This is a genomic window from Providencia vermicola, assembly GCF_010748935.1.
Taxonomy (GTDB): Bacteria; Pseudomonadota; Gammaproteobacteria; order Enterobacterales; family Enterobacteriaceae; genus Providencia; species Providencia zhejiangensis.
Window position 1 is genome coordinate 2,186,666 of record NZ_CP048796.1, and the last position, 16,406, is coordinate 2,203,071.

General features: G+C 38.1%; 12 protein-coding genes and 1 tRNA gene. 7 read left to right on the top strand and 6 right to left on the bottom strand.

Annotated elements, in window-relative coordinates; all coding sequences use genetic code 11:
- Positions 1–1,932: a DNA topoisomerase III gene (locus G3341_RS09790; protein WP_154621942.1), complete on the top strand. Its 1,932-nt coding sequence runs from the start codon at positions 1–3 to the stop codon at positions 1,930–1,932.
- 80 nt (positions 1,933–2,012) lie between these two features.
- Here G3341_RS09790 and xthA read toward each other — a convergent pair whose 3' ends face one another.
- The gene (gene xthA / locus G3341_RS09795; protein WP_163861529.1) at positions 2,013–2,828 is read right to left on the bottom strand and encodes an exodeoxyribonuclease III; all 816 of its coding nucleotides are present in this window, start codon (positions 2,826–2,828) and stop codon (positions 2,013–2,015) included.
- Positions 2,829–3,288: 460 nt separating this feature from the next.
- On the opposite strand from xthA, the gene G3341_RS09800 reads away from it, so the two are divergent.
- Positions 3,289–4,164: a LysR family transcriptional regulator gene (locus tag G3341_RS09800; RefSeq protein ID WP_154635702.1), complete on the top strand. Its 876-nt coding sequence runs from the start codon at positions 3,289–3,291 to the stop codon at positions 4,162–4,164.
- A 1-nt stretch (position 4,165) separates the two neighbouring features.
- On the opposite strand, the gene G3341_RS09805 is transcribed toward G3341_RS09800, so the two are convergent.
- From G3341_RS09805 to G3341_RS09815, 3 genes are all read right to left on the bottom strand, one after another.
- A tRNA-Tyr gene (locus tag G3341_RS09805) sits at positions 4,166–4,250 on the bottom strand.
- Positions 4,251–4,388: 138 nt separating this feature from the next.
- Complete coding sequence (gene purU, locus G3341_RS09810; RefSeq protein WP_154623829.1) at positions 4,389–5,237, bottom strand: formyltetrahydrofolate deformylase; 849 nt, start codon at positions 5,235–5,237, stop codon at positions 4,389–4,391.
- Positions 5,238–5,436: 199 nt separating this feature from the next.
- Complete coding sequence (locus tag G3341_RS09815) at positions 5,437–5,916, bottom strand: YchJ family protein (RefSeq protein WP_154623828.1); 480 nt, start codon at positions 5,914–5,916, stop codon at positions 5,437–5,439.
- A gap of 131 nt (positions 5,917–6,047) precedes the next feature.
- On the opposite strand from G3341_RS09815, the gene rssB reads away from it, so the two are divergent.
- Positions 6,048–7,058, top strand: a complete 1,011-nt coding sequence (rssB, locus tag G3341_RS09820; protein ID WP_154635699.1) for a two-component system response regulator RssB — start codon at positions 6,048–6,050, stop codon at positions 7,056–7,058.
- Between the two features lie 174 nt (positions 7,059–7,232).
- Positions 7,233–8,153, top strand: a complete 921-nt coding sequence (gene galU, locus G3341_RS09825) for a UTP--glucose-1-phosphate uridylyltransferase GalU (RefSeq protein WP_410241975.1) — start codon at positions 7,233–7,235, stop codon at positions 8,151–8,153.
- Positions 8,154–8,595: 442 nt separating this feature from the next.
- Here galU and hns read toward each other — a convergent pair whose 3' ends face one another.
- Positions 8,596–9,006 (bottom strand): histone-like nucleoid-structuring protein H-NS, encoded by a 411-nt coding sequence (gene hns / locus G3341_RS09830; RefSeq protein ID WP_163861532.1) that lies wholly within the window; start codon positions 9,004–9,006, stop codon positions 8,596–8,598.
- Between the two features lie 548 nt (positions 9,007–9,554).
- Between hns and G3341_RS09835 the strand changes: the two genes are divergently transcribed.
- Positions 9,555–10,184 carry a thymidine kinase gene (locus G3341_RS09835; RefSeq protein WP_154623371.1) on the top strand — a complete coding sequence of 210 codons (630 nt, stop codon included), beginning with the start codon at positions 9,555–9,557 and terminating at the stop codon, positions 10,182–10,184.
- Positions 10,185–10,330: 146 nt separating this feature from the next.
- Here the strand turns inward: G3341_RS09835 and adhE are convergent, their stop codons facing one another.
- Positions 10,331–12,988 (bottom strand): bifunctional acetaldehyde-CoA/alcohol dehydrogenase, encoded by a 2,658-nt coding sequence (adhE, locus tag G3341_RS09840; RefSeq protein ID WP_154623668.1) that lies wholly within the window; start codon positions 12,986–12,988, stop codon positions 10,331–10,333.
- Between the two features lie 493 nt (positions 12,989–13,481).
- Here adhE and G3341_RS09845 point away from each other — a divergent pair, with 493 nt between their 5' ends.
- Together G3341_RS09845 and G3341_RS09850 are read left to right on the top strand one after the other, a co-directional pair.
- Positions 13,482–14,126 carry a YchE family NAAT transporter gene (locus G3341_RS09845; RefSeq protein WP_163861536.1) on the top strand — a complete coding sequence of 215 codons (645 nt, stop codon included), beginning with the start codon at positions 13,482–13,484 and terminating at the stop codon, positions 14,124–14,126.
- Positions 14,127–14,754: 628 nt separating this feature from the next.
- Positions 14,755–16,371, top strand: coding sequence for an ABC transporter substrate-binding protein (locus tag G3341_RS09850; RefSeq protein ID WP_410241963.1), 1,617 nt, complete (start codon positions 14,755–14,757; stop codon positions 16,369–16,371).
- Positions 16,372–16,406: the final 35 nt, after the last annotated feature.

Here is a 16,406-nt window from a genome sequence, read left to right on the forward strand (position 1 = left end):
ATGCGTTTGTTTATTGCGGAAAAGCCTAGCCTTGCGCGGGCAATTGCGGATGTACTTCCTAAGCCTCACAAACGAGGTGATGGTTTTATCCAGTGTGGTAATGATCAAATAGTCACGTGGTGTATCGGGCATCTATTGGAACAAGCAGAACCCGACGCGTATGAACCTCGATATGCACGCTGGAATTTGCAAGACTTGCCGATCATTCCTGAAAAATGGCAACTCAAACCGCGTTCCGCAGTAACCAAACAATTAAAGACAATTGATACTTTGCTCAAACAAGCGACTGAGGTCGTGCATGCAGGAGACCCTGATAGAGAAGGGCAATTGTTGGTGGATGAAGTTTTAGATTTCTTAAAACTTCCGGCCGATAAAAGGAAGCAAGTCAAACGTTGTTTGATTAATGACCTTAACCCACAAGCAGTAGAAAGAGCCATCGACCGGCTACGAGAAAATCGCGAATTTATTCCATTATGTGTTTCCGCACTAGCACGGGCACGAGCAGATTGGTTGTATGGAATTAACATGACTCGAGCGTACACGTTGTTGGGGCAACGAGGCGGTTATCAAGGTGTGTTGTCGGTGGGAAGAGTGCAAACACCAGTACTAGGTCTGGTTGTTCGTCGTGATGAAGACATCGAAAATTTTGTACCGAAAGATTATTTTGAGGTCAAAGCGCATATAGTGACGCCTCAAGATGAACGTTTTGTGGCCATTTGGCAACCAAGTGAATCTTGTATTGATTATCAGGATGAGGAAGGGCGTCTATTTCATCGTCCTCTCGCTGAACATGTTGTCTCGCGAATTACCGGAAAACCGGCTTTTGTCACCCAATATCAAGACAAGCGTGAATCTGAAACGGCTCCGTTACCTTTTTCACTATCTGCATTACAGATTGAAGCGGCTAAAAAATTTGGATTAAGCGCACAAGAGGTGTTGGACATTTGCCAACGTCTGTATGAAACCCACAAACTCATCACTTATCCACGTTCAGATAGCCGTTATCTGCCTGATGAGCACTTTGCTGGACGTCATTCGGTATTGAATGCGATTTCAGTTCATCAACCAGAATTAACCCAGTTCGAACTGCCTGAACTGGATAAAAAAAATCGTTGTTGGGATGACAAAAAAGTTGATGCTCATCATGCGATTATTCCGACAGCTAAAGCAACGGCGGTTAAATTAACTGAAAATGAAGCTAATATTTATCAGTTAGTGGCGCGTCAATATATCATTCAATTTATGTCAGATGCCGTTTATCGCAAATGTACCATTGAGCTTGATATTGAAAAGGGTAAATTTATTGCTAAGGCACGTTTTTTAGCGGAAGCAGGTTGGCGAGTGGTTCTTGGGAATAAAGAGCGAGACTCTGAAAATGATGGTAGTCCATTACCTGTTGTGGCTAAAGGGGATGAGTTATTGTGTGAAAAAGGAGAGGTTGTTGAAAAGCAAACTCAGCCACCAAGACCTTTTACTGATGCAACTTTATTATCAGCAATGACTGGGATAGCGCGCTTTGTTCAAGATAAAGCCTTAAAAAAAGTATTGCGCGAAACGGATGGGTTAGGCACTGAAGCGACACGTGCAGGGATCATTGATTTATTATTTAAACGTCAGTTCCTATTTAAAAAAGGTCGTTATATTCACTCCACCCCCGCAGGCCGAGCGCTCATTCATGTATTGCCTGATATGGCGACATTACCGGATATGACTGCACATTGGGAATCTATTTTGACGCAAATCAGTGAAAAGCAAACGCGATATGATGATTTTATGAATCCGTTAAGCGCCACCTTGACACAGCTGATCTCTCAGGCTCGCCAGTTGACTAATTTACGTGCGTTTCGTGAATTACCACCGGTAACACATGCCAAAGGCACTAAAAAAGCCACTAAATCGGCTAAAAAAATGAAAAAGAGTGTACAAGAGTAGTTAACAATCCAAAAATCATTCTTGTTTTTATCATGATCAATAAGGGAATGAGAGCCACTCCCTTATTGAATGGGGAAAGATTAGTCTTTCGTTAAATCGAATTCAGCCCAAACGGGGGCGTGATCTGATGGTTTTTCCATTCCTCTGATTTCATAATCAATCCCTGTCGCTAAACAGCGGCGAGAAAGAGCCGTTGAGGCTAATAGTAGGTCTATACGTAATCCTCGATTATCATCAAATCCTTTTGAACGGTAGTCAAACCATGAATAGCAATCATTGGTTTCAGGGTGCATGGCACGATAGGTATCGACTAAGCCCCAATTGAGTAATCTTTCCATCCATTCCCGCTCTTCTGGTAAGAAAGAACATTTCCCTGTTTTTAACCAACGCTTACGGTTTGCGTCACCGATACCAATATCGAGATCGGTTGGGCTAATATTCATATCACCCATGATTAACAGTTGTGACTCAGGTGTCTGAGTTGATGTAATATAGTCTTGTAAGTCCTGATAGAATTTTTCTTTGGCAGGAAATTTTGTTGGATGGTCGCGACTTTCACCCTGGGGAAAGTAACCATTCACGACAGTTAGCAGACCATTATTGGTCTCAATATCCGCCATAATAATTCTGCGTTGTGCATCGTCGTCGTCAGTAGGGAATCCTTTACGCACAGCGACAGGTTCACTTTTGGTCAATAGCGCTACGCCATAGTGGGCTTTTTGGCCGTGATAAAATACATGATAGCCTAGCTTGCTGACCTCATCATAAGGAAACATGTCATCATGAACTTTGGTTTCCTGTAGCCCGATCACTTCAGGCTGATGCTTATCAATAATAGCCGCCAATTGATGTGGGCGAGCACGGAGGCCATTTATGTTGAACGAGATAAATTTCATGGTCTTTTATCACCTGTTAGATATTGTCTGTACAGGGGGATTCTATCAGATGCGGAGTTAACTGTAACTATTAAAGAACTATTTAAACAGGACTTTAATTATGGGGAATAAATATTTTTTACCTTAATTATAATAATAACATTACATTCCAAATTTTAAGTAACATTATTAATTGTACAATTAATGAAAAATATGTTCATTGATTTCCAATTGGTGATTTATATTTAATGTGATTTAATAGTCGAGCCATAAAAAATAATGAAATGAAACAGTATAATATATTGCTTTGCATTGTTGGAAAATATAAAAATACTTTTATGAAATATTGTTACTCATTCAATGAAAAGTTAAATTAAAGTTTTCATCTGAAATGTCAAGTGATGGGCTATTCAACATATTGTTTTTAATGATTAATAATGTTGGATTCTGCATGTTTAATAAACAGAATGGGGTCATAGATATGTTCTTTTCAAGAAAATTAGAGGCATTTATGGCAGTTGTTGAAAATGGCTCATTAAGTAAGGCTGCTAGAGTGATGAACCGAACGACGCCACCTATCGCCAAGTCGATTAAAGATTTCGAAACCAGCTTGGGTAAGCGGTTATTTAAGAGAGAAAAATTTGGTATGACTTTAACTAAAGATGGACAAGAATTATATAATGACTTGCGCGATCTTTACTTGCAGGAGAAAGAAATAACCAAAAAACATTTCACGGGCTATATTGTCAATGAAGCAAATATTTATTATGACTGGGGGAAAGAAAACTTTCTTATTAATCTTTATCAAGCCGCTAATAAAAATAATGTCCAAATTAATATATTAAGATTTAATTATGAGGAGGTTGATGAAATAGTCGATTATGATGGAAATACACTAATTTTAAGTTCACAGCCAGTCGTGAGTGAGCGTTTTTCCTTACAACGAAAAATAGAAAATGCATCATTAGGAATTTTTTGTCGAAGTGAGCTATATCAAAAGCATCAACATAATATTATGGCACTATTAAAAAATTGTACTTGGTTATGTGACCCTGCATTCTATAAGAGTAATTTAATGGGGGAATTACTCGAAAAGGTGGAGCTTGAGGGTAACAAAGCAAGTGTTCGGCAAATGGATAACATCAGTAGTTGTCAAAGTTTTCTACAAGTGGGTGATTTTATTGCTATTATTGATTGTTATCCTGAGCATGAAATCGCGGACAACTTACTGCAATATATTCCCTTGAATTCCATTATAGATGAGTGTAGTTGCTATATTTATAAGTCTAAATCACATTCGAGTGTGTTAAATCGCTTTATGGATACTATTGATGATTTAGGTCAGGGAGTTGCTTGAATGGTGGTGGGAGAAGGATTCGAACCTTCGAAGTCTGTGACGGCAGATTTACAGTCTGCTCCCTTTGGCCGCTTGGGTATCCCACCAGATTTTGAATTGCTGTATTCGTTGACAGCGGGCGGCATCATATCAAATGACGCGCCCCTGTAAAGCATTAATTTTTAAAAGCTGTTTAAGTGCTGTTTTTTTACTCTGCATGCATATTTAAACAGCAGCTAAGTGTCTTACAAGATAATAGTTCTATTTCCGTAAACAAAAACGCGTTGCGCTAATACCCAATATAATGCATGGCTAAGCACGTTTTTTTCTACATCTCTACCCGCTCGCATCATATCGTCAGCAGTGAAGGTATGGTCTACATTAATGACGTTTTGCGTGATAATAGGGCCTTCATCAAGATTATCATTAACAAAGTGGGCGGTTGCTCCAATGATTTTAACGCCCCGTTCATATGCTTGATGATATGGACGGGCACCAATGAAGGCGGGTAAAAATGAATGATGAATATTAATGATTTGATTCGGGTAGTGCTGGACAAATGCGGGAGTCAATACACGCATATATTTGGCTAAAACAACATAATCAGGTTGGTATTGGTCGATTTGCGCAATCATTTTCTCATCATGCTGCTCTCGGGTTAAACCTTCATGGCTAATATGATGGAAAGGAATACCAAATTGCTCAACAAGGTTTTTTAGTGTGTCGTGATTACCGATAACAGCTGCAATTTCAACGTCTAAGCCATCGTATGCGCTTTTCATTAATAGGTCACCTAAGCAATGAGCTTCTTTCGTAACCATAATCACGATGCGACGACGACCCGATGAATTTAATTCACGTTTTGAACCTACTGGTAATGCATCATCTAGGTCAGCGAGAAGGGTTTCATCATTAAAAATCCCTTCAAGCTCCGTTCTCATAAAGAACCGACCAGTACGATGATCAACAAATTCATTATTTTGGACTATGTTGAGTTGGTGCTTGTAACAAATATTGGTGATTTTAGCGATCAATCCTTTTGCGTCAGGACATATAGTGCGAAGGACTTTTTTTTGTACATTTTTTTGTTGCATGGAGGTGTCTGATCCTTAACTTACAAAGCGAATTGGCTATCATTCTTTCTTTGCGGCGACTTATGACTAGGTTCATAACGCTCTGGTGCACAAAGATAAATCTTCTCTCTGTGAACCAGTTAGCCGCGTGAATGATAAAGCAAACAATTCAGCAAGCGATACATTCTGCATTTCCGTTACGATGGGTAAAACATAACCACTAATTATTGTTACAGCATTTTTTAAATTTTTTGCCGGAACCACATGGGCATAGGTCATTTCGACCCGTCTTAGGTGTCACACCATCTATGTAATACCAACGTTTATCTATGCGAAGAAAACGGGAACGTTCATGAATAAGCTGTTTATGATCAGCTTTTTCATCAATAAAGCAAGTTGAAAATTCGACATATCCTTCATCGCTATTTTTAGCATAAGAAGAACTAATAACACGAAGAGAGATCCATTTCGTTTGTGAGAAACTTTGTTGGAGTTCTTCTCGCCACTGTTCAGCCTGACAATCAGGATGCCAAGTTGCGATAAGATAATCCGCATTGTGTGTCACATACGCACTATAGCGGGATCGCATCAGTTGTTCTGGGGTTTCAGGCGTCGCTTTATTTTCGAGATAAGGTTGGCAACATTGGTCAAAAGGTGCGGTATTGCCACAAAAACAGCACTGGTTTAAGGATTGTTCCATCTTTTTACTCTATAAAAATAAGTATAGGTAATAAAAATAACTATACTTTAAAAGTGATAGTACAATGATTTTGTCATATGAATAATAGTATTGGTAGTTAATCGCCAATTATAGCCAGAAGTAGGTTCAACATGAAAAATAAAAAGATACTCATCGTTGAAGATGAAAAAATTTTTCGCTCAATGTTAGAAGGGTACTTACAAGCACAAGGTATGCAGGTTTTCGTCGCTGATAATGGTCAAAGCGCATTAATAAGACTCACGGTCGAAAAAATTAGGCCGGATGTTATTTTGTGTGATCTTAATATGCCAGTGATGAGTGGTGAGGCTTTTATGTCAGAACTGGTCGCTCAGCATATTCATATACCTGTCATTGTGATATCGGCGACAACCGATTTTACTCAGTTGGATCGTATGCTGAGGTTGGGAGCAAAAGATGCCTTATTAAAGCCAATCAAAAATTTAGAAGAGTTGAAAGTCACGATTCATGCCAATCTTTATCCAGAGCTATATGATAGTGAACTGATAAATACATTACATCCTCAAGATATCTCATCATTAATGGATTATGATGAGCAGGATATCATTCCTGTCTTAAAACAACTGCAACCACCAGTAAATCAGGTTATTAATGGCTATCGAATTAATTACCGTCAATTAAATGCAATTAACCAATTTGGATTATTACTGGATTTAGCCCCGATATCAGATACACAAATTGGTTTTTACTGTATTGATATTGAGCGTTCGCCTCGAGAAGGTATCATGGCAGCATTTTTGATCCGGGTTGTATTTAATGACTTATTAAAAAATGCGGTGAGTTTTCCTGATAAAAAGTTGCCGAAAATTGATAAAATTATTAATCAGATAAATTATTTATTAGAAGACTCTGGTTTTAGCGGGCAATTTCCAATATTGCTGGGGTATTTCAATACATATAATAAAGCAATTATTTTGGCTAGTGGTGGTTTGGAGGTTGAAGTATCTACCGAAAACGCACAATATAGCTTGTCACGAAGTGTTCCGCTAGGCACTTTAAAGCATCAACCCTCCAATCATTTGGATGTTCGAGGAACATTTTGGCAGTGTCGAATTTGGAATAATCATCAAAATATTAAATTAATGTTTAATCCAGAAGCTTAAGTTTTGTTTAAATTTAATCCATTAGATGCAATATCATTCCTTATTAGGGATTAGTACTATTTATCCAGAAATTATTCCTGTTATACTGCCTCGCACTAAAAACGCACCACATTATTACTGTTGATTTAGTCTATAGAATAAGGTGCTTAGGAGAATTCTGGAGTTATGACGAATATGACACAAAGAAAGGTACGTAAGGCAGTCATTCCTGTTGCGGGTCTCGGCACACGTATGCTTCCAGCGACTAAAGCAATTCCAAAAGAGATGTTACCTCTTGTTGATAAGCCACTCATTCAATATGTGGTTAATGAGTGTATCGCAGCAGGTATTAATGAAATTGTTTTAGTCACTCACTCATCAAAGAACTCGATTGAAAACCACTTTGATACGAGTTTTGAACTTGAAGCTATTTTAGAAGCGCGTGTAAAACGCCAGTTACTTGATGAGGTGCAATCTATTTGTCCTAGTCATGTCACTATTATGCAAACGCGTCAAGGTATCGCTAAGGGATTAGGCCATGCAATTTTGTGTGCTAAACCACTTGTGGGTGATGAGCCTTTTGCCGTTATTTTGCCCGACGTAATTTTAGACCGCTATAGCACCGATTTAACGAAATTTAATTTGAGCGAAATGCTTGAACATTTTGAAGCAACAGGTGCGAGTCAAATTTTAGTCGAGCCTGTTCCAGAAGATGAAGTATCCAATTATGGTATCGTGGATTGTGATGGTGCGGTTTTACTTCCTGGTGATAGTAAACCAATCAGTCGTATGGTTGAAAAACCGAAGAAAGAAGAAGCGCCATCAAACCTTTCTATTGTTGGACGTTATGTCTTATCCGAAAAAATTTGGGATACATTGGCGAAAACAGCACCTGGAGCTGGTGATGAAATTCAATTAACCGATGCTATTGCCATCATGATGGAAAATAATGAACCTGTTGAAGCATATCACTTATGTGGTAAAAGCCATGATTGTGGTAATAAGCTAGGTTATATGAAAGCCTTTGTAGAATATGGGTTGCAGCATGATACTTTAGGCAAAGACTTTTCCCAATGGATTAAAAATTTATCACACGAGTTGAACAGTTCTAAATAACACAGCTTCTCTCTATGATGATTGATAAAAGCTAACTGGAAGGTTGGCTTTTTTTGTTTGTTGATTTTAGAACAGTCGATAGTTAAGGGTAGTGTAATGTAAATTATTATTTAATTTAATTTACATATTGAATGGGTAAATACATCATTTTTTTGTATAACCCTAAATCTGATTATTCAATCACGCGTTTGAGGGTAGGGCAAATTACATAACTTTACTTTATGGTGTGACAAAATTTAAATCATAATGATAAATAACTTGGAGATAAAAAGTTCAACGACGGTTATAGCAGGTTGCGGTGTTTGGGTTAGGGGGCTTTTATTTAATACAGGGAATATTGGCGGTGCTATTTGTATAGACAGGCTTATATAATAAAAAAAACAAATATCAGATAAAAAAAACGCCCTAATATTAGGGCGTTTTTTTGAATAAGGTTAAAATTTTAGATTAAGAAATCGTCCAAAGATTTACCTTGTTCTTCAATGGCAATCTTGATAACAGCTGGCGTACGGCCTTGGCCTGTCCAAGTTTTAGTTTCGCCATTTTCATCAACATATTTGTATTTAGCAGGGCGAGCAGCACGTTTAGCACGAGTGCTAGTGCCTTTACCTGTATCTAAAATTTGAACAAGTTCGTTTAGATCGATACCTTGTTCCTCTGCCATTTGACGGAAACTTTCCAGCTTACGGCTTTTCTCTTCTAGCTCTGCACGAGCTTGATTTTCTTCTTCACGACGTTCTTCAACAACGACGGTTAATTTTTCCAGCATTTCTTCCAGTGATTCTAAAGCAATTTCTCTTGCTTGTGCACGAAGAGTACGGATGTTATTTAATGCTTTTAAAGATTCGCTCATTTTCCTGGTCTCAAATTTAATTGTTGGCCTGTGTACACTAATAATAGAATGCTATTTTATTTTCTGCAATAGCTAATTTACACTATTAGTTTAAAAGTTATCTTTACCAAAAGCAATTTTTTTACAAAAGAAATATTAACTTTTCACTGATATATATACCGCTATTATCAATATCCAAACTAATGAAAAACGGATTCAATTAACCGAAGTTTTTTTGGATTATAATTTGAGGTACTCACTCGTAAACGGTGACATCTTTATTAGTGGTAAAAGCTCAAATAAATGAGCCTAAACGTAAATTTTCTTTTTTTGATACAGCAGGCTAGCTATATGGTTGATAAAATAACAGGCTATTTTGCACAAACGATAGTTCGTTATTTTACCTGTTATAGGAGCAAAAAAGGTGTTTAGTATCAGTCTAAATTCATTAAAGCCAATAGAGTTTTGTGTATTGTGCTGTTTTTAAACCCTTAAAATGCGGATTGTTAATCTAATAACATGTTTTATGGTAAGATTATTTCGTTTATTAATTTAGAGGAACTAGGCTGATGGCTCAGCTATATTTTTACTATTCTGCTATGAATGCGGGAAAATCGACATCCCTGCTGCAATCTTCTTATAACTATAATGAAAGAGGAATGCGCACATTGATTTTCACCGCTGAAATCGATAATCGCTTCTCGCAAGGTAAAGTCTCTTCTCGAATTGGGCTGTCTGCGGATGCGTTACTATTTTCGCCTACAACGAATATGGCTGAAATCATCAAAAGTGAAAATGGGATAAAAAAGGTACATTGTGTCTTAATTGATGAGTGTCAATTTTTAACAAAACAGCAAGTTGAACAGCTATGCGATATTGTCGATAACTGTGATATTCCCGTTTTATGTTATGGCCTGAGAACCGATTTTTCAGGAGAATTGTTTGCGGGTAGTCAATATTTATTAGCATGGGCAGACAAATTAGTCGAATTAAAAACAGTGTGCTATTGCGGTCGTAAAGCAAATAAAGTGTTGAGGATAGGGAATGATGGTATTCCCGTCTACGAAGGCGCACAGGTCGATATAGGCGGTAACGAGAAGTATATTTCAGTGTGTCGTAAGCACTATACGGAAGCCATCGAACAAGCAAAACTAATGAATCAAGGGGTTATTCCTAAGGTTGCTATTCACTTTAATTAACGCTAACTAATTGATGGTTACTGAAATAAAACAGAGGCAGGGCGTTATTAGTTGATAAAAGTGTATAATAAATAATTACTTATTATATTACCAAAAAGGCACTGGTTTTTAATCAGTGCCTTTTTATTAATTGTGCAATTATTTAATTATTTCTTTGAATTTTTCTTTTCTGTTTTCGCGGTTGCGACAACAGGTTCTTCAGTAAATTCACGTCCATAATAGGAATCAAGTAGCAGTTGTTTTAACTCGGAAATTAATGGGTAACGTGGGTTTGCACCTGTACATTGGTCATCAAACGCGTCCTCAGACAACTTATCAACATGCGCTAAGAAGTCTGCCTCAGCAACGCCAGCTTCACGTATAGACTTAGGAATGCCTAAATCTGCTTTGATCTCTTCAAGCCAAGCCAATAGCTTCTCAACCTTCGTATCGGTACGATCACCCGCTTTCGTCAGACCTAAATGGTCAGCGACTTCAGCATAACGACGACGTGCTTGTGGGCGGTCATATTGGCTGAATGCGGTTTGTTTGGTTGGGTTATCGTTAGCGTTGTAACGAATCACATTACTAATTAATAGTGCATTAGCTAATCCGTGCGGTATATGGAATTCAGACCCCAGTTTATGGGCCATTGAGTGACATACCCCTAAGAAGGCGTTTGCAAATGCAATACCTGCAATGGTAGCGGCGTTATGAACACGTTCTCTTGCCACAGGGTTAGTCGCCCCTTCATGATAGCTAGCGGGCAGATAGTCTTTTAATAAGCTCAGCGCTTGTAGTGCTTGCCCATCTGAGTATTCGTTCGCTAAAACAGAAACATAAGCTTCTAGAGCATGCGTCACAGCATCTAAACCACCAAATGCAGTCAACGATTTCGGCATGTTCATGACTAGGTTTGCATCAACGATCGCCATGTTAGGCGTTAGAGCATAGTCTGCTAATGGATATTTTTGACCTGTTTTATCATCAGTAACTACCGCAAATGGTGTCACTTCAGAACCAGTACCAGACGTTGTGGTAATAGCGACTAATTTTGCTTTCACGCCCATTTTGGGGAAGCGATGGATACGTTTACGGATATCCATAAAGCGTAATGCTAACTCTTCGAAATGGGTTTCTGGGTGCTCGTACATTACCCACATAATTTTGGCGGCATCCATTGGTGAGCCACCACCTAATGCAATAATGACATCAGGTTTGAAGGCGTTCATTTGTGCTGCACCTTTACGGACAACGGTTAAGGTTGGATCAGCCTCAACTTCAAAGAAGACGTCAGTTTCAATATGATGTTGTTTAAGGACATTAATGACTTCTTCGACATAGCCATTATTGAATAAATAACCATCAGTCACGATAAACGCACGTTTTGCGCCATCCGTTGCTATCTCTTCAAGGGCAATAGGAAGACAACCGCGACGGAAATAAATTGAGTTAGGAAGTTTATGCCATAACATATTTTCAGCTCTTTTCGCCACAGTCTTAGTATTAATTAAGTGTTTTGGTCCAACGTTTTCAGAGATGGAGTTACCCCCCCATGAACCACAACCCAGTGTGAGAGAAGGCGCTAATTTAAAGTTATATAGGTCACCGATACCACCTTGTGAGGCAGGGGTATTAATCAAAATACGCGCTGTTTTCATTTTCACGCCAAAATAATTAACGCGTTCAGCTTGGTTATCTTGATCTGTATATAAACAAGAAGTGTGACCAATTCCGCCCATTTCCACCAGTAACTCTGCTTTTTCTACGGCATCTTCAAAGTTTTTACCACGATACATGGCGAGTAGTGGGGAAAGTTTTTCATGAGCGAATGGTTCTGATTCATCAATGACTTTAACTTCACCAATCAGAATTTTTGTCGTCACAGGAACAGTGATACCGGCCATTTCCGCAATTTTGTAGGCGGGTTGACCAACAATGGCGGCGTTGAGATTGCCATTTTTAAGAATAACGTCTTGAACGGCTTTCAGTTCTTTGCCTTGCAAAATATAGCCGCCATGGCTAGCAAAGCGTTCACGAACTTGATTATAGATTTCATCAACGACCACAACGGATTGTTCTGAGGCACATATCACGCCATTATCAAACGTTTTTGACATCAAAATAGAGGCAACAGCGCGTTTGATATCCGCAGTTTCATCGATCACTACAGGGGTATTTCCCGCACCTACACCAATAGCCGGTTTACCGGAACTATAGGCGGCTTTTACCATACCCGGACCACCAGTTGCTAAAATCAGATTGATGTCATCGTGATGCATGAGTGCATTGGATAATTCAACAGATGGCGCATCTATCCAACCGATGATATCTTTTGGGGCACCCGCGGCTATTGCTGCTTTTAGAACGATTTCAGCCGCTTTATTGGTTGCATTTTTTGCTCTTGGGTGTGGTGAAAAAATAATTGCATTTCGTGTTTTTAAGCTAATTAGCGACTTAAAAATAGCGGTTGATGTTGGGTTAGTGGTTGGCACGATACCACAGATAATGCCGATAGGTTCTGCAATTGTGATGGTACCGAAAGTTGGGTCTTCTGAAAGCACGCCACAGGTTTTTTCATCTTTATAGGCATTGTATATATACTCGGAAGCAAAGTGATTTTTGATCACTTTATCTTCAATAATACCCATGCCTGATTCTTCAACCGCCAGTTTTGCGAGAGGGATTCGTGCATCTGCTGCGGCAAGCGCCGCTGCGCGGAAAATACGGTCAACTTGTTCTTGAGAGAAGTTAGCGAATTCACGCTGAGCTTTTTTGACACGAGCAACGAGGTCATTGAGTTCGGTAACATTAGTTACTGACATAGAGATTACTCCTGATAAATGTTAAACTTTTTAAGCCAATGAGCAGTGCATCCAGAAACACAACGGTGTTACAAAAGTGAGTAGATAATTATAGTTTATATTTATTATCATACTTTGCTTATCCGCTTATTGGCTTAAAAAGCTTTTAAATCAATATGAAAAGCGTACTTTTCTTAAATTTTCTCTCCCTATCAGTTAAGAATAGATTAACATTATTCATATTTATTAACGTGATCTAAATCACAAAAAATCAAAACTGAAACCTTTCAGCAAGGCAATTTTAGCCAAATTCGCTTCTTTTTTGGAAATTAACCAAAAATATCGTTATTACGCTGGTGAAATAGAGAAATAGCCTGCTTTTTGTATGCTTATTAAGCCGATGGTTAATCGTGGTAACTAAAACAAAACTTAGCACAATGTATTTCATTAATTTAATGATAAACTTTATCTATCGATCATTTTCTCAAACGAGACTTTTTGAAGGTGCTAATGAGTGGGTGCAGGATTACTTGATTTATCAGGCTATATAAAATTTTTTATCGGCCTTTTTGCGTTAGTAAACCCAGTAGGGATCTTACCTGTGTTTATTAGCATGACCAATTATCAAAGTAGTGCAGGGCGTAATAAAACCAATACGATCGCGAATACTTCTGTAGCTATCATTTTATGTACGTCCTTATTAATTGGCGATTCTATTCTTCAGCTATTTGGTATTTCTATTGATTCGTTTCGTATTGCGGGGGGGATCTTGATAGTGACTATCGCAATGTCAATGATCAGTGGGAAAATTGGTGAAGATAAACAAAATAAGCAAGAGAAAACAGAAACTGCCGTCCGTGATAGTATCGGCGTGGTTCCTCTTGCGTTACCTTTAATGGCAGGGCCAGGGGCAATTAGTTCTTGTATCGTTTGGTCATCTCGCTGGCATGGATGGCAAAATTTTATCGGCCTTGCGCTGACAAGTATTGTATTTGCATTTTGTTGCTGGTTACTGTTTCGTTCAGCGTCATTATTAGTTCGTTATTTAGGACAAACAGGTATCAACGTCGTGACGCGTATTATGGGCTTACTTCTGATGTCATTGGGGATTGAGTTCATTGTCACAGGTGTTAAAGCGATATTCCCAGGCCTTCTCTAATCCACTCCAAAAATGACTAATACCTCCTAATTAATCGTCACTAATATGGCGATTAATTAGGTTGTTATCGCATTAGTAATAATATTCTGAACGTTATACTGCTTAAGCAATAAAGCGTATGTGAATTTTTGTACTATCTCGTGTTAATAGAAAAAATAAAAGCCCAATATCATTATTTGATTGTCATCAAAGGGATAATTTCACACATTAATGTGCTGTTATTTTGTACTATTATAGTCTGGCAATACTTATAATAATATGTCGCATTTTTTGTCAAAGAAGGTATAAAAAGTAAGGAAATGTGAGCTGAGTAAATTTTTACGCTATTTAATTTATCTAATGTTAATGATATGTTTAAACCAGTCCTTGGTATTTAAATATAGCAATAACAGATAAATCCTCTGTTAGTACCGTAAAATCATAATGTTTATTGATTTGTATAGTAACGATAGATTTCAGCATAATTACACAATGTTAACAATTTGTTGTTTTTTATAGGTGGTACTTGTGAATTATGAAAACTAATCTAAAAGGTGAGTGGTATCGCTAACTTAGGATATTACTTTGACGAAATAAGCCGATTAAGTGCTGGATTTTGTTGTAGCAACACTTATAACCTTTGAGGGTGATGATGAATTTTCTTTATAAGAGTTTGTGTTCACTACCTATTTTTTTAGTTGCATTTCATTCTAATGCCGCGCCTGTAGCGACGGCAGTTAAACAAGCTATTACGATTAATAATGGTTCTGAAGTTGCTTCATTAGATCCACATAAAGTTGAGGGTATACCGGAAACCAGTATTATCCTTAACCTGCTTGAAGGGCTCATTTATACGGATGTTGACGGTAAAGTCACGCCAGGCGTGGCTGAAAGTTGGACTAATGAGAATTATACCACTTGGGTATTTACGCTCAGAGATAATGCGAAATGGAGCGATGGTTCTCCTGTGACTGCCCAAGATTTTGTTTACAGTTGGCAGCGATTAGCTGATCCAAAAACAGGTTCACCTTATTCAAGTTATCTGCAAAGTGCCTATATTGAAAATGCTGCTGAGATTTTAAAAGGTCAAAAACCACTGGAGTCGCTAGGTGTAAAAGCACTCGATGAAAAACATTTACAAGTCACGCTGAGCCATCCTGTGCCTTATTTTATTGATATGCTTAACCATACGGCGATGAAACCCGTAAATAAGCAAGCAATTGAAAAATATGGGGATAAGTGGACGCAAAGTAATCATTTTGTCGGAAATGGCGCCTATTTATTGGATAAGTGGGTTGTTAACGAACGTATTGTTCTTAAACGTAACCCTTTGTATTGGAATAATCAGAATAGCAAAATAGATGAAGCAACTTTTTTAACCATTTCGTCGGAAGTCAGTGATGTCAATCGTTATCGTAGTGGTGAAATTGATATTAGTAATTCCGCTATTCCCCCCGTTTTATATAAAAAAATGCAATCAGAGCGACCAGATGAATTATATGTTCGTCCTTACTTATGCACTTTTTATTATGAGATTAATAATAACAAGCCACCTTTTACTGACCCCAGAGTGCGAGAAGCCATAAAACTCGGATTGGATAGAGACATTATTACTCATAAAATTATGGGACAAGGGCAGATAGTTGCTTATGGTTTTACGCCTACTTTTATTAATAATAGTGATTTTTCACCGCCTGAGTGGGCCAGTTGGAGTGATGAGAAACGCTATCAACGTGCAAAAGCGCTTTTAGCTGAAGCAGGCTACAATGCCGCGAATCCACTTAAATTTTCTCTGCTTTATAACACTTCTGATCAAAACAAACAGCAAGCCATAGTTGCTGCTTCCATGTGGAAAAAAAATATTGGGGCAGAAGTGAGCTTACAAAATCAAGAATGGAAAACATCATTACAAAGCCGCCACGACGGTAATTATGATGTCGTACGTGCGACTTGGTGTGCCGACTATAATGAGCCTTCTGCATTTTTGAACATCATGTCTTCAGATAGTAGTAATAATACCGCTTTCTATAAAAACCCTCAGTTCGATTCTCTATTAGAAAAAGCATTAGTTGCGCCTGATGATGCAGCGCGCAAGCAAATTTATCAACAGGCGGAGGCCTTGCTTGATCAAGACTCAGCGCTTATTCCTGTTTATTACCGAGTAAGTGTTCGATTGGTTAACCCAGCAATTGGAGGATTTAAAGGTAAAGACCCTCTTGATTATATGGATATTAAGCGGTTATATATAAACCAAACTAATAAATAGTACTAAAATAATATAATAAACAGTTTACCGCGTTG

Excerpts from the sequence above, each read along its gene's own strand:
- G3341_RS09790 (WP_154621942.1), top strand. The coding sequence starts at position 1 with ATGCGTTTGTTTATTGCGGAAAAGCCTAGCCTTGCGCGGGCAATTGCG.
- xthA (WP_163861529.1), bottom strand. The coding sequence starts at position 2,828 with ATGAAATTTATCTCGTTCAACATAAATGGCCTCCGTGCTCGCCCACAT.
- G3341_RS09800 (WP_154635702.1), top strand. The coding sequence starts at position 3,289 with ATGTTCTTTTCAAGAAAATTAGAGGCATTTATGGCAGTTGTTGAAAAT.
- purU (WP_154623829.1), bottom strand. The coding sequence starts at position 5,237 with ATGCAACAAAAAAATGTACAAAAAAAAGTCCTTCGCACTATATGTCCT.
- G3341_RS09815 (WP_154623828.1), bottom strand. The coding sequence starts at position 5,916 with ATGGAACAATCCTTAAACCAGTGCTGTTTTTGTGGCAATACCGCACCT.
- rssB (WP_154635699.1), top strand. The coding sequence starts at position 6,048 with ATGAAAAATAAAAAGATACTCATCGTTGAAGATGAAAAAATTTTTCGC.
- galU (WP_410241975.1), top strand. The coding sequence starts at position 7,233 with ATGACACAAAGAAAGGTACGTAAGGCAGTCATTCCTGTTGCGGGTCTC.
- hns (WP_163861532.1), bottom strand. The coding sequence starts at position 9,006 with ATGAGCGAATCTTTAAAAGCATTAAATAACATCCGTACTCTTCGTGCA.
- G3341_RS09835 (WP_154623371.1), top strand. The coding sequence starts at position 9,555 with ATGGCTCAGCTATATTTTTACTATTCTGCTATGAATGCGGGAAAATCG.
- adhE (WP_154623668.1), bottom strand. The coding sequence starts at position 12,988 with ATGTCAGTAACTAATGTTACCGAACTCAATGACCTCGTTGCTCGTGTC.
- G3341_RS09850 (WP_410241963.1), top strand. The coding sequence starts at position 14,755 with ATGATGAATTTTCTTTATAAGAGTTTGTGTTCACTACCTATTTTTTTA.